We start from the raw sequence: 12602 nt of genomic DNA, 5'->3' as shown, positions 1-12602 counted from the left end.
TTTGCCGCGAGGCAAACCCGTCCCGTGCCAGTTAAACCAGCGTGACGGCGCCGCTTGCTAGATCATAGATGGCCGTCGCGAGCTTCACGCGACCCCCGGCAATCGCCGGAGCGAGGATGGGGGCCGAGTCGGCGATCTTTCGTGCCGACGTGCGGGCATTGAGGATGATCGCATTGGCGAGCAGGTCGCCGCCGAGCGGCGCGGCGGCGTCGACCGCCGGCCGGATCTGATTGACAAGGCTGGTCAGGTGCCCCGGCACCTCGATCTTGTCGCGTACCACGTTCACCGCCGCCGTGACCGCACCGCATCGTGCATGACCCACCACGAGAAGCAGCGGGACGTTCAATTCCCTCACCGCATATTCGAGGCTCGCAATGCCGTCCGTGTCGACGATATTCCCGGCGACACGGACGACGAAGATCTGGCCGCCATCCTGGTCGAACACCAGCTCGGGCGCCACCCGGCTGTCCGAACAGCAGACCATCGCGGCGATCGGATATTGCCGCGTGGCGATGGCCGCGCGGCAGGCGCTGAGGCAGGTCGGGCCCGGCAGGTCGGCCTGATAACGGGCATTGCCGGCCATCAGCCGCGCGAGCGCTTCGTCGCCTCCGATGTCGTTGGGTGCAGACCGGGCCTCGGCTGGTAGCGGCAGAGCGCGCAGCGGCCTGCCCCCGCAGGTCAAGGTGAGCAGTGTTGCCCCGCCCAGAACGAGGCTGCGGCGGGACAGGACATGTCCCCGGTTCTGCCGGCAATCGCACATGCTCGTCCCCTGCCCTGCCGAACACGGCTGCAGGACAGCAGGTTTTTGCTGCGGGCGGATGACGTCAGAAGATCGCGACCGCGCCCTGCCAGATCGCCCAGCTCATCGCGGCGGTCACCAGGAGGCCGAGGACGGTGGCGAAGAAGCCGGCGAGGATGACACCGCCGTCGCGTTCCACCAGACCGAGGCCGAAGATGCACACGGCGAAACCCGGCGGCAGGTTTCCGAGGAACGGAATCGGCAGCAACAGGATGAAGCCGAGCAAGACCACGACGGCGCCGACGATTCTGCGGGCGGTGGGCCCGGCGAACTGCGGCAGCCGCGGACGCGACCAGCGCTCGAACCATTCGATGGTCGGGCGAGACCGGGTGACGATCGCCTCGAGCATGCTGCGCGAGAAGGTCTGGCGCTTGATTCGTTCGGGCAGCCACAATTCCTGGCGGCCCAGCGCCATCTGCAGGCCGATCAAGCCGAGTACGATGCCGCACACGACCGGAATCCCCGGCGGCATCGGAATGCAATTGGGAATGCCGAAAAGCAGGAAGGTGATGCCGAAGGCGCGGTTGCGCAGCGCATTGATGAGATCGCCGATGGCGACCTTGTCGCCCTCCTGTGCGGACAGAACGGCGGCGAGAAGCTCAGATGTTCGCGGTGTACGATGGTCCACGGGCGCCTCAAGGGGAACGCCCTCTCTTAGCACCGAGAAAGCGGCGGTGTCAGGGCATTTCCGGCGCCCCGCCACCGTCGCCTCTCCACACTTCCTCAGCGTCACTCAGTGCAGAAAGAATGCGCCGTTCACGGTTCGAAGTTCGGCAGGCTTGATGAGCTGCTGATGGGCCACGGTTACGGAATGCAGCTTCCCGTCCAGTTCGCGCCGCCAAAACTCCAGGAACTTGGTCAATTCCGGAAATTTTGGGAACAGATCGTAATTCTGCCAGACGAATGTTTGGATGAACGAGGGATGATCGGGGAGATGGTAGAATATTTGCGCCGTCGCAAGGCCATAGCCGGAAACCTGTTTCACGAAGTCGTCCGAAACCATGTTCCAAACCTCCATGCCGCCGCTGCCGGGCCCGGTGCATCCGGGTGCCGATCGAGTGTCGGCTCATATTCGCCAACGATCCAGATCAAAAGTTGGTTTCGTGGTTTAAAAACAAGGCGTTAGCAGCGAACGACCCGGACTGCTGACAAGCGGGCCGAAGTTGTTGGCACTCGGACGTGACGAGTGCCAAAATTTTTTCTCCACCCCCTTGAAGCCGCTTCCCGCCCGCCCTAGATGCCCGCCGGACGCGCGTTTCAGCGCGCCGACACAGGCAAATTCAAAAGACCGGAGGTTTCCCGATGGGTTTCCGTCCCCTGCACGACCGCGTCGTCGTGAAGCGCATCGAAGCCGAGCAGAAGACGGCCGGCGGCATCATCATTCCCGACACCGCCAAGGAAAAGCCCCAGGAGGGCGAGGTTGTGGCGGTCGGCCCGGGAGCCCGCAACGAGAAGGGCGAACTCGTCGCCTTGGATGTGAAGGCCGGCGACCGCGTCCTGTTCGGCAAATGGTCCGGAACCGAAGTCAAGGTCGACGGACAGGATCTGCTGATCATGAAGGAGAGCGACATCCTCGGCATTATCGAGGTCGCCTCTGCCGCCAAGAAGGCGGCGTGAGCCCCCTTCCCCCGCTGTTCGTCCCAAGCTGAAGGAGCAGGCACATGGCTGCCAAGGACGTGAAATTTTCCAGCGATGCGCGCGAAAAGCTGCTGCGCGGCGTCGACATCCTCGCCAATGCGGTCAAGGTCACGCTCGGTCCCAAGGGCCGGAACGTCGTGATCGAGAAGTCGTTCGGCGCGCCCCGCATCACCAAGGATGGCGTGACCGTTGCGAAAGAGATCGAACTCGAGGACAAATTCGAGAATCTCGGCGCCCAATTGGTGCGTGAAGTCGCCTCCAAGACCAACGATCTCGCCGGCGACGGCACGACCACCGCGACCGTGCTCGCCCAGGCGATCGTCAAGGAAGGCGCCAAGGCGGTGGCCGCCGGCATGAATCCGATGGACCTCAAGCGCGGCATCGACCTCGCGGTCGAGGCGGTCGTGAGGGATCTCGCTGCCAACGCCAAGAAGGTCACCTCCAACGACGAGATCGCCCAGGTCGGCACGATTTCCGCCAATGGCGACGCCGAAGTCGGCAAGTTCCTCGCCGAGGCGATGAAGAAGGTCGGCAATGAGGGCGTGATCACGGTCGAGGAAGCCAAGTCGTTCGAGACCGAACTCGACGTGGTCGAGGGCATGCAGTTCGATCGCGGCTATCTCTCGCCCTATTTCGTCACCAATGCCGAAAAGATGCGCGTGGAGTTCGAGGATCCCTACATCCTCATCCACGAGAAGAAGCTCTCGGGCCTCCAGGAACTGCTCCCGGTGCTCGAAGCCGTGGTCCAGTCGGCCAAGCCGCTGGTGATCGTCGCCGAGGACGTCGAGGGCGAGGCGCTGGCGACCCTGGTGGTCAACAAGCTGCGCGGCGGCCTGAAGGTCGCGGCGGTGAAGGCGCCAGGCTTCGGCGATCGGCGCAAGGCCATGCTGCAGGACATCGCGATCCTGACCGGCGGCCAGGCGATCTCGGAAGATCTCGGCATCAAGCTCGAAAACGTCAACCTCTCCATGCTCGGCCGCGCCAAGAAGGTCGTGATCGAGAAGGAGAACACGACCATCGTCGACGGCGTCGGCGAAAAGTCCGAGATCGATGCCCGCATCGCCCAGATCAAGGCTCAGATCGAGGAGACCACCTCGGACTATGACCGCGAGAAGCTCCAGGAGCGCCTCGCCAAGCTCGCCGGTGGCGTCGCGGTGATCCGCGTCGGCGGCGCGACCGAGGTCGAGGTGAAGGAGAAGAAGGACCGCGTCGACGACGCGCTGCACGCCACCCGTGCAGCGGTCGAGGAAGGCGTGCTGCCGGGCGGCGGCGTGGCCCTTCTGCGGGCTGTGAAGGTGCTCGAGGGCATCGCGGTCGGCAATGCGGATCAGAAGACCGGCGTCGACATCGTCCGCAAAGCGATCCAGGCCCCGGCGCGCCAGATCGCCCAGAATGCCGGCGACGACGGCTCGGTGGTGGTCGGCAAGATCCTCGAGACGAGCGACTATGCCTTCGGCTACGACGCCCAGAGTGGTGCCTATGTCGATCTGGTGAAGTCCGGCATCATCGACCCCGCCAAGGTGGTCCGCACGGCGCTGCAGGATGCCGCCTCCGTGTCGAGCCTGCTCATCACCACCGAGGCTTTGGTCGCGGAACTGCCGAAGAAGGCGGCGCCCGCCGCGCCGGCCATGCCCGGCGGCGGCATGGGCGGCATGGACTTCTGAACCGAACTTCCGCCGCCGGGCTTTCGAACCCTTCGGGTCGGCAAAAGCCGACCCGAGCCGGCGGCGATATCCGAAATCCCAGGGCGCGGCGTCAGCCGCGCCCTTTTTTTGTCCGTGATTCTCTGTTCGAAAGCGTCGCTTCGGCGGCGCGACCGATGCGGCGATCGCCCCCCACCCTGCCTTAACGGCACATCTCGCTGTCGGCCGGGAGCGGCGTGATCTGCCAGAAGCTCTCGCGCCGCGGCTTCATCAGTGGCGCCCACCATTTCGCCCACAAATCGATCGCCGTGCCCTCCATGCGTGCGGGCGCGAAGGCGCCAGACCCATTGGCGACGCCGGTGATCTGGCCGCAGCCGCTGGCGGCGCGCGCCGGCGGGCGATAGGCAGGGTCGTTGGTGACCACGACGCGCGCCTCAGGGATCGCCGCCCGCAGCCGACCGGCCGACATGCGATCCGGCGCAACGAGGGTCGGCGCGCCGCCGAGACGCTCGAGCACGATCGGTCGCAGCGCCCCCAGCGGCTCTGCGGCGATGCAGCGGCCGCAAAGCCGAGGATCCGGCCAGAGCGTGATCGCCGTCCGCACCCCCATGACGCCGATGGCCATCACGGCGAGCACGGCGAGATAGATCCTCACCCGGTCCTGCCAGCCGCCGAGCCGCTCGGCCTCCATGAACACATAGACCGGGGCGAACAGGAAGAAGACGTGGAAATAGCGGTCCCGGAGGCTGGTCGAGCCGAGCGCGAGCACCGCGGCGAGCGTGCCGAGCGTCCCGATCAGGATCATCGAGCGCAGCACATGGCGCACCGCGGCCTGTTCCGGCGTCCCCTCGCGCGCGCCTTCGCCACGATTCCACGGCAGAAAGACCAGCGCGACCAGCGCGAGGAAGGGCAGGAGATAACCGACCCAGGCGCCGAGGAAGGTGTCGAGCACCTTGACCCATTTGACCTGCGCGCTCGGGCCGACCACGTCGGCCGTTGCCGCGACCACGTCCTGCTCAAGAAGATGGAGCCCCAGGACATAGCCAGCGACGGGCACCGCCGCGACGATCAGCGTCACCAGGATGCGGACGTCGGCGAAGACGCGCCGGAACGTCGGCTCCAGCATGCTGGCGATGAACAGCGCCGCGAAATAGGCGATGAAGCCGAACTTTCCGACCACGCCGACCACGATCCAGGCGCCGAGGCCGGCATAGAGCCACACCGACCGCGGCCCGCGGGCGAGCGCCATCAAGGTCAGCATGAAGCCCGCGATGGCGACGATCATCACGTTGGAATGGGTGAGGATGCGGTGGCTGTGATAGCCGATCACCCACAGCGCCGAGAGCGAGAACACCGCCAGCGCTTGAAGACGCGGATCGGCAATGGCGTGCTGCGCCACCCGGTAGACCAGCATCGCGCAGGCGAAGAGAAGCCCGTAGCGCAAGATGGCGAAGCTGAGCGGCCCCGGCCCCGTCAATTGCTGGATGGCGTAAAGCAGCCAGTCATAGACCGGCGGGTTGCGCGGGATGTAGCTGAACTCGAAAGATTGGACGAAGAAGCTCTCGATCGAATCATCGACATTGATCGCGCCTTCGAGCAGGACCGCGATCGCGCCGTGGATGAGCGCCCAGATTGCAACGATCAGCGTGACGCCGGTGGGCGTCGCCCACCAGGGCGCGGGCGGCAGCGGCTCAGAATACCGCTCTTTCGAGAAGACGGGGGGGCGGAGGAGGCTGCGCTCCGCCGGAACGGTCGCAGGCACATCGCACTCCGCAGGCTGGGTGCAATCTATATCCCTCCGCCGACGGGATCGCCACCGCCGAACCTCTCATTCGGTGCGGAACCTGAACAGCGTAGCGCCGCTGCTACACCATCTCTCGGCAGCTACAGTGTCTCGAGAACGACAAAGCCCTGTGTTCCGCGGCAAGCGGCGAGAGCCGTCTCCGACGCCTCGTGACACACAATGTCATCCACCCGCGATCCCGGGGGGCCCTGGCGGCACATCTGCGCCATGGCATCGACGTCGCGGGCCGAACCCGCGAACACCGCCTCCACCGCGCCGGTCCGCCGGTTGCGCACCCATCCTGCGAGCCCCCGCGCTTCGGCTTCGCGGGCACACCAGGCCCGATAACCGACGCCCTGCACCCGCCCCTTCACCGTCAGATGCACCACTTTCACAGTCGCACTCCCCGCAATTCGCCGGCATCCGGTCGTATCGAGACGAACCGGCGCGCCGTCGGATGCGTGCGTCGCAAACGCTCTCGCCCGCCGCCGCGCGCCCTTCAGCGCGGGCGGCGGGCGGCGCGGCGGGCGATCTCAATCCGAAATCTGATAAGTGGTTCCAATCGGCTGGATGACCAGCACGATCGTATCCCTCAGGGTCATCCCGCTATATTCTTTCCCACCGCATTGGTATTCACCAAGCGATTCGAAGACTTCGTCGCCAAACTTAATCGCCCCTTGAAGCACCAGGTGGCGTACATTGGCGGTGTTTCGATGCAATGGAATGGCAGCTCCCGCATCGAATTTGACAACCTTCAGCTCAATGTCGCCTTCGACATAGTTGGCGAGACGCACGCCAGGCAAGATTGGATCGAATGAAAGCTTCTCTTGAAAATCCATGACAAGTCCCCCGCGTTTCGGAAAGTCGATCCTAACTCGCGTTAAATCGGATTCAAGCCGGATTGCGTTCCGCCCCCGGTTCGGTTTTGGCGGCATCCTGACACCGAAGGCCACGGCGCGGTTGCCCGGAACGGCCGTCGGGCCTTGGACCGCACCACGCTGTCTTTCCACGCGGCCAGAGAGGTCCAGCTCCGCAAAGGCTGCGTTACGGGCGTGAATGAGAGCGACCTCGGCAAGGGGCGGTTTGCCGGATCCGACCTCCTTGCCGGAGCTTGGAAAACGCACCCACGGCAAGGGGGAGCACGCGATCGGCGAACCGGGCAACGGGGCGCGTCCGAACGTCGCGACACCTGCAAACCTCAGGGCCGGAGCCCCCTCACTTGGCGCAGGTCGCGTCCGGCTTCAGCGGCTCGAAGCGATCGAGCACGCCGCGCAGGACGAAATCGTTGTAGTCGATCTTCAATCCGCCGATCACGCCATTGGCATAGAGCGAAAGGCTCATCGCATAGACTGGCGTCTGCTGGTCGCCCGCACCGTCGAAATAACTGACGGTCACGGGGTAGACGGTCTCGTCCGCCAAGGCGGTCCGCGCCGCCTCCGGCAGGTCCGCCGCCGCTTTGCCCGGCCGGCCGATCACGGCGAGCGTGTCATAGACCTTCTCCCCGGTTTCCGAGCCGTCGAACACCCGGGCCTGGAGAATGCTCTCCCCGGCGGCCGCGGCGGCGAGCACTTTTCGCACATGCTCGGTCGGCATCAGGATCGGCCCCTTCAGCTCGACCGATTCCCGGCGGGGCTTGGTGATCTGGACCGTGACGCCACCGTCGCTGCGGGTGGCGATGGCGTCGACGTCGCTCTTCACCTGGCCATTGGCGCGGGTGACGGTCTTGAAGCGGTACGCCTCGCCCTTGCCATCCTCCCAACTGGTCGAAAGCATGTCGCTCTCGGCGGACGGCCCCTCGCCGGTGTCGAGCCTGTTCGACTGGCGCAGCGCGACGGTATAGCCCTCGCAGGAATTGCCCCGGATCTCGTAATCGATGCGGCCGTCCGCGCCGTCGAGCTTTTGCGACGGTTTGGAGGGATCGAGGCTGAGGACATAGCCGGCGCGATGCGGCATCAAGGTCTCGGCTGCGGCAAGCCCGGTGCCGCCCGACACGAAGAGGGCGGTGAGCAAAGCTGCGGCGGGCGCCGCGCGGCGCGGGATTGCCGTCATGGCCGGTCTCCTTCCAATGTCACGCGATACCACACTTGCCCGGCGGACCTCCGGACCGCATGCCGCTCCGGAACGCGAACCGGGAGCGTTTGATCCCACCGTCCCGCGACTCGCCTCGCCCCTCTGACACGCGACGCGTTATCCGATCGGATTGCGTTGCAATCTGGTCGGCGCGTGCTTTAGAGAAATGCGCGACCCTTCGCGCGGTTTCAAGGCGCCGAAGATCGCACGCCATACCGTCCGGCCCAGCGTACCACGTTGCAGGAGATGCGCATGTCGATCGACCAGAAGCTCGCCGAACTCGGGATCACCCTGCCCTCTCCCAAGCCGCCGGTCGCGAACTATGTCCCGGTGGTGAAGACCGGCAATCTCCTCTACGTGTCCGGTCAGGTCTCGGTCGACGGCGCGGGGGCCATGAGCACCGGAAAGCTCGGCGCCGGGCTCGACATCGATGCCGGCCGCGCGGCGGCGCGGCTCTGCGCCATCAACATTCTCGCCCAGGTCAAGGCCGCGACCGGCAGCCTGGACTCGGTCGTGCGGATCGTGAAGCTCGTCGGCTTCGTCAATTCGGCGCCCGATTTCACCGACCAGCCGGCGGTCGTGAACGGCTGTTCCGACCTGTTCGTCGAGGTGTTCGGCGACAAGGGGCGCCACGCCCGCTCGGCGGTGGGCATCGCCGCCTTGCCCTTCAACGCCGCCGTCGAAGTCGAGGCCGTCGTCGAAATCGCCTGATCCGGGCCGGTGCGATGCGCGATCTTGGGTATCTCACCCGACAGCCGGTGGCGCATCGCGGCCTGCACGATGCCGGCCGCGGTATCGTCGAAAACACCGGCACGGCGATTCTGGCGGCCGCCCAACGGGGCTACGGCATCGAGATCGACGTGCAGCCGAGCGCCGACGGCGAGGCGATGGTGTTTCACGACGACACCCTCGACCGGCTGACGCTCGGCAGCGGGGAGACGCGGGCTTTTTCCGCGGCCCAGTTGAAGCGCATCCCGTTCCGCAACACGCCCGACACGATTCTGACGCTCGGCGAGGCCCTGGCGCTCGTCGAGGGTCGGGTGCCGCTTCTGATCGAACTGAAGAGCCGCTTTTCGGGTGATGTCCGGCTCGCGGCGCGGGTCGTCGCGGTTCTCGGCACCTATCGCGGTCCGATCGGCGTGATGTCGTTCGATCCCGAAATGATCGCCGAGGTGCGGCGGCTCGACCCCGCCAGGGTCCGGGGGATCGTCTCGGCGCGCCATTTCGGCGAAAACGAATGGCGCAATCTCGCGCCCGGCACGCGCCGCGACCTGCGGCATCTGCTGCACTGGCCGCGCACGCGTTTCCAGTTTCTCGCCTACCGGGTCGCCGATATCGCGGCGCTGCCCCCACGCGTGCTGCGCGCGCTCGGAATGCCGGTTTTCGCCTGGACCGTGCGCACCGTCGCCGAGCGCGAGATGGCCTCGGCCTATGCGGATCAGATGATTTTTGAAGGGTTTCAGCCCTGAGCGGCGATCGTCGGCGCCTTGGGCATCGCGCGTGGAGAAGAAAATGGGGTTCCTCAGGACGCTGGGCTGGGCGCCTCTGGTCGTTGCCGCCGCGTTGAGCCTCGGCTCCGGCGCGCGCGCCAACGACACCTCGGCCGCGCTCGGCACGGGCGGGCTTCTGTTCGTGCAGAACGATGTGGTCTCGATGCTCTCGGAGGATCTGTTCGTCTCCGAGAAGGAAATCCGGGTGCGCTACGTGTTCCGCAACACCTCCGCCGAGGATGTCCGGACCATCGTCGCCTTTCCGATGCCCGACCTCGTCTATAGCGAGCAGGAAATCGCCATCCCCAATCCCGACGCGGCGAATTTTCTCGACTTCCAGACCCAGGTGGACGGCGCGCCGGTCGAGACCCAGATCGAGCAACGGGTGTTCGCGCTCGGCATCGAGCGGACCGGGCTGCTGAAGGCGTTGAACATTCCGCTCGCCCCGATTCAGCGCGCCACCCTCGACGCGCTCGATAAGCTGCCCGCAGACAAGCAGCAGCAACTCTTCGAGCTCGGTCTCGTCCGGCGCGACGATTACGATGCCGGCAAGGGGATGGAGCGGCACCTCGCGCCGCTCAACTGGACCTTGAAGACGGTCTATTTCTGGACCCAGACCTTTCCCAAGGGGCGCGATCTCGTGGTCGAGCACCGGTATCGCCCGAGCGTCGGGGTCTCCGTCGGCACGCTTCTCGGCATGCCGACGAAAGAGCCCTTTCTGGTGCGCGAGCTCAAGCGGATGGACGAGACCTTCTGCATCGACAGCGCCTTCAAGGCCACCGTCGCCCGCGCACCGCGGATCAAGGGCAGCGAGAGCCCCGCTTTCTCGGAGGCGCGCATCGATTATGTGCTGAAGACCGGGTCGAACTGGTTCGGGCCGATCGCCGACTTCACCCTCACCATCGACAAGGGCGCGCCGGCGAACCTCATTAGCTTCTGCGGGTCCGGCGTGAAGAAGATCGGGCCGACCACGTTTCAGATGCACGCCACGGACTTCTATCCCGAGCGCGACCTCAACATTCTGATCCTGAAGCCGGCGCCGCGCGAATGAGTGCGACCTTGCACCGCCCTTCCGGGCCGACGCCTCGGGGCCGATTATAGCCGCGATGACCGAGGCGCACCTTCGTATCCTGGCCGGCCTCTCCGACATCGCCGCCGGCGATTGGGATTCGTGTGCCGCCGGAACGGCCGCCGCGCCGGAGCCGTTCGTCTCCCATGCCTTTCTCAAAACCCTCGAAGATGCCGGCTGCGTCGGCGCCCGGGCCGGCTGGCAGCCGCAGCATCTGGTGCTCGACGCGCCGGCCGGCGGGCCGGCGGGCGTGGTGCCGGCCTATCTCAAGAGCCATTCGCGCGGCGAATATGTCTTCGACCAAGGCTGGGCCGATGCGTATGAACGGGCCGGCGGACGCTATTATCCCAAGCTCCAGGTCAGCGTGCCCTTCACCCCGGTGACGGGACAGCGCCTGATGGCGCGTCCGGGTCCGGACGAAGCGCGGCGGCAGGACATGCTGGCGGCCGGCCTCGTCGAACTGGCGCGGCGTCATCAGGCCTCCTCGGTGCATGTCACCTTCGCCACCGAACCGGAATGGGCCCGGCTCGGCGCGCTCGGCTTCCTGCAGCGCATCGACCAGCAATTCCATTGGCGGAACGAGGGATACGCGACCTACGAGGACTTCCTCGAGGCGCTCGCCTCCCGCAAGCGCAAGGCGCTCCGGCGCGAACGCCGGGAGGCGTTGAGCCCCGGCATCACCATCGAACACCTGACCGGTCCCGCCATCACCGAGGCCGCCTGGGACGCCTTCTTCGCCTTCTATATGGATACCGGCTCCCGCAAATGGGGCCGGCCCTATCTCAACCGGCACTTCTTTTCGCTGCTCGGCGAGCGGATGGCCGACCGCGTTCTGCTGGTGATGGCGCGCCGCGGCGGCCGCTACATCGCCGGCGCGCTCAATCTGATCGGCGAGGAAACGCTCTACGGCCGCTATTGGGGCGCGGTGGAGCATCACCCCTTTTTGCATTTCGAGGTCTGCTACCACCAGGCCATGGACTTCGCGATCGCCCGCAAGCTCAAGGTGGTGGAAGCCGGCGCGCAGGGCGAGCACAAGCTCGCGCGCGGCTATCTGCCCACCTTCACCTATTCGGCGCACTGGATCGCCGATGCCGATCTGCGCCGCGCCGTCGCGCACTATCTCAAGCGCGAGCGGGACTATGTGAGCCAGGCGGGGGCCGATCTCTCCGAGCTCGGGCCGTTCCGTCGCGGCGCCGCGCCCGAGGAGCAGGACTGAGGGCGCCAGGCAAAAGAGGTGGCCGCCGGACGCACAGCCACGTTGCGGCCGGACCGCGTGCCCCGCTATAAGTCGCGGTGGGCGAGGAAGGGCAATGACATACTGCTGCGGCGTGTTGGTCCGGACGGGCCTCGTAATGATCGCGGACACGCGCACCAATGCGGGTCTCGACAACATCTCGACGTTCCGAAAGCTGCACATCTTCGAGGAGCCCGGTCATTACGTGATCGGCATCGCCTCGGCCGGAAATCTTTCGGTCTCGCAATCCGTGATCAGCCTCCTGCATGAGGGGGTCGAGGACCACGAGGCGGGGGAGCGCCAGATGCTGCGCGACTCGCGCACCATGTTCCAGGCCGCGCAGCTGGTCGGCCGCGCGATCCGCCAGGTCCACAGTTTCGACGGCGGCGCGCTCGAACAGAGCAATGTGAATTTCGACGTCTCGTTTCTGCTGGGCGGCCAGATTGCCGGCGGCCCGCTGCGCCTGTTCATGGTGTATTCGGCCGGCAATTTCATCGAATGCACCACCGACACGCCCTTCCTCCAGATCGGCGAGCACAAATATGGCAAGCCGGTCCTGGATCGCGCCGTCTCTTATGACATGGACATCTCGGACGCGCTGAAATCGAGCCTGATCTCGATGGATTCGACCATGCGCTCGAACCTCGGGGTCGGACTGCCGATCGACGTCCTCGTCCTCTGCCCGGACGCGCTGGAGGCGGAGCTGCGCTATCGAATCGAGCCGGGCGAGCCCTATTTCCACGATCTGCGCGAGCGCTGGTCGGCGGCCCTGCGTGCCGCCCATGCCGCGATCCCGCGTCCGCCCTATCTGAAGACCGCCGTCGAACGCAAGAACGGCTGATCGGCCGGGATCCGGCGCCCGACACGCCGACGGAC

The 12602-nt window shown here is 66.0% G+C and carries 14 protein-coding genes; 7 read left to right on the top strand and 7 right to left on the bottom strand.

Annotated elements, in window-relative coordinates; translation table 11 throughout:
- Positions 1-31: 31 nt before the first annotated feature.
- The 3 genes from EDC64_RS22145 to EDC64_RS22135 form a co-directional block, all read right to left on the bottom strand.
- Positions 32-760, bottom strand: a complete 729-nt coding sequence (locus EDC64_RS22145) for a carbonic anhydrase (RefSeq protein ID WP_132035790.1) — start codon at positions 758-760, stop codon at positions 32-34.
- Between the two features lie 64 nt (positions 761-824).
- Entirely contained in the window at positions 825-1427 is a 603-nt protein-coding gene (locus tag EDC64_RS22140; protein WP_132035787.1) for an exopolysaccharide biosynthesis protein, read from the bottom strand.
- 105 nt (positions 1428-1532) lie between these two features.
- Positions 1533-1802, bottom strand: coding sequence for an usg protein (locus EDC64_RS22135; RefSeq protein WP_132035784.1), 270 nt, complete (start codon positions 1800-1802; stop codon positions 1533-1535).
- Positions 1803-2101: 299 nt separating this feature from the next.
- On the opposite strand from EDC64_RS22135, the gene groES reads away from it, so the two are divergent.
- Positions 2102-2416 carry a co-chaperone GroES gene (gene groES / locus EDC64_RS22130; protein ID WP_132035781.1) on the top strand — a complete coding sequence of 105 codons (315 nt, stop codon included), beginning with the start codon at positions 2102-2104 and terminating at the stop codon, positions 2414-2416.
- Between the two features lie 44 nt (positions 2417-2460).
- A complete protein-coding gene (gene groL / locus EDC64_RS22125) occupies positions 2461-4101 on the top strand; it encodes a chaperonin GroEL (protein WP_132035778.1) in 1641 nt (546 codons plus the stop codon).
- 181 nt (positions 4102-4282) lie between these two features.
- Here the strand turns inward: groL and EDC64_RS22120 are convergent, their stop codons facing one another.
- The 4 genes from EDC64_RS22120 to EDC64_RS22105 all read right to left on the bottom strand — a co-directional run bounded on the left by EDC64_RS22120 (position 4283) and on the right by EDC64_RS22105 (position 7912).
- Positions 4283-5842, bottom strand: a complete 1560-nt coding sequence (locus EDC64_RS22120; protein WP_132035775.1) for a glycosyltransferase family protein — start codon at positions 5840-5842, stop codon at positions 4283-4285.
- Positions 5843-5964: 122 nt separating this feature from the next.
- On the bottom strand, positions 5965-6258 hold the full coding sequence (locus tag EDC64_RS22115; protein WP_132035772.1) for an acylphosphatase: 294 nt from the start codon (positions 6256-6258) through the stop codon (positions 5965-5967).
- A gap of 138 nt (positions 6259-6396) precedes the next feature.
- Complete coding sequence (locus EDC64_RS22110) at positions 6397-6702, bottom strand: hypothetical protein (protein ID WP_132035769.1); 306 nt, start codon at positions 6700-6702, stop codon at positions 6397-6399.
- Positions 6703-7078: 376 nt separating this feature from the next.
- Positions 7079-7912 (bottom strand): cell envelope integrity EipB family protein, encoded by an 834-nt coding sequence (locus EDC64_RS22105; RefSeq protein WP_132035766.1) that lies wholly within the window; start codon positions 7910-7912, stop codon positions 7079-7081.
- Positions 7913-8179: 267 nt separating this feature from the next.
- Here EDC64_RS22105 and EDC64_RS22100 point away from each other — a divergent pair, with 267 nt between their 5' ends.
- From EDC64_RS22100 to EDC64_RS22080, 5 genes are all read left to right on the top strand, one after another.
- Positions 8180-8644 (top strand): RidA family protein, encoded by a 465-nt coding sequence (locus EDC64_RS22100; RefSeq protein ID WP_132035763.1) that lies wholly within the window; start codon positions 8180-8182, stop codon positions 8642-8644.
- A gap of 14 nt (positions 8645-8658) precedes the next feature.
- The gene (locus EDC64_RS22095; RefSeq protein ID WP_132035760.1) at positions 8659-9402 is read left to right on the top strand and encodes a glycerophosphodiester phosphodiesterase family protein; all 744 of its coding nucleotides are present in this window, start codon (positions 8659-8661) and stop codon (positions 9400-9402) included.
- Positions 9403-9445: 43 nt separating this feature from the next.
- On the top strand, positions 9446-10474 hold the full coding sequence (locus tag EDC64_RS22090; protein WP_132035757.1) for a DUF4424 domain-containing protein: 1029 nt from the start codon (positions 9446-9448) through the stop codon (positions 10472-10474).
- Positions 10475-10529: 55 nt separating this feature from the next.
- Positions 10530-11708 carry a GNAT family N-acetyltransferase gene (locus tag EDC64_RS22085; protein ID WP_132035754.1) on the top strand — a complete coding sequence of 393 codons (1179 nt, stop codon included), beginning with the start codon at positions 10530-10532 and terminating at the stop codon, positions 11706-11708.
- A 94-nt stretch (positions 11709-11802) separates the two neighbouring features.
- Positions 11803-12567: a proteasome-type protease gene (locus EDC64_RS22080; RefSeq protein WP_132035751.1), complete on the top strand. Its 765-nt coding sequence runs from the start codon at positions 11803-11805 to the stop codon at positions 12565-12567.
- Positions 12568-12602 lie beyond the last annotated feature (35 nt).

It is taken from the genome of Aquabacter spiritensis (assembly GCF_004346185.1).
Classification (GTDB): domain Bacteria; phylum Pseudomonadota; class Alphaproteobacteria; order Rhizobiales; family Xanthobacteraceae; genus Aquabacter; species Aquabacter spiritensis.
Note: the sequence above shows the minus strand (reverse complement) of the source record. Positions and strands in the feature narration are given on the sequence as shown.

Bases quoted from the DNA above. Each gene is read 5' to 3' on its own strand.
- EDC64_RS22135 (WP_132035784.1), bottom strand. From the start codon at position 1,802: ATGGTTTCGGACGACTTCGTGAAACAGGTTTCCGGCTATGGCCTTGCG.
- EDC64_RS22090 (WP_132035757.1), top strand. From the start codon at position 9,446: ATGGGGTTCCTCAGGACGCTGGGCTGGGCGCCTCTGGTCGTTGCCGCC.
- EDC64_RS22145 (WP_132035790.1), bottom strand. From the start codon at position 760: ATGTGCGATTGCCGGCAGAACCGGGGACATGTCCTGTCCCGCCGCAGC.
- EDC64_RS22100 (WP_132035763.1), top strand. From the start codon at position 8,180: ATGCGCATGTCGATCGACCAGAAGCTCGCCGAACTCGGGATCACCCTG.
- EDC64_RS22085 (WP_132035754.1), top strand. From the start codon at position 10,530: ATGACCGAGGCGCACCTTCGTATCCTGGCCGGCCTCTCCGACATCGCC.
- EDC64_RS22080 (WP_132035751.1), top strand. From the start codon at position 11,803: ATGACATACTGCTGCGGCGTGTTGGTCCGGACGGGCCTCGTAATGATC.
- EDC64_RS22095 (WP_132035760.1), top strand. From the start codon at position 8,659: ATGCGCGATCTTGGGTATCTCACCCGACAGCCGGTGGCGCATCGCGGC.
- EDC64_RS22105 (WP_132035766.1), bottom strand. From the start codon at position 7,912: ATGACGGCAATCCCGCGCCGCGCGGCGCCCGCCGCAGCTTTGCTCACC.
- groES (WP_132035781.1), top strand. From the start codon at position 2,102: ATGGGTTTCCGTCCCCTGCACGACCGCGTCGTCGTGAAGCGCATCGAA.
- groL (WP_132035778.1), top strand. From the start codon at position 2,461: ATGGCTGCCAAGGACGTGAAATTTTCCAGCGATGCGCGCGAAAAGCTG.
- EDC64_RS22110 (WP_132035769.1), bottom strand. From the start codon at position 6,702: ATGGATTTTCAAGAGAAGCTTTCATTCGATCCAATCTTGCCTGGCGTG.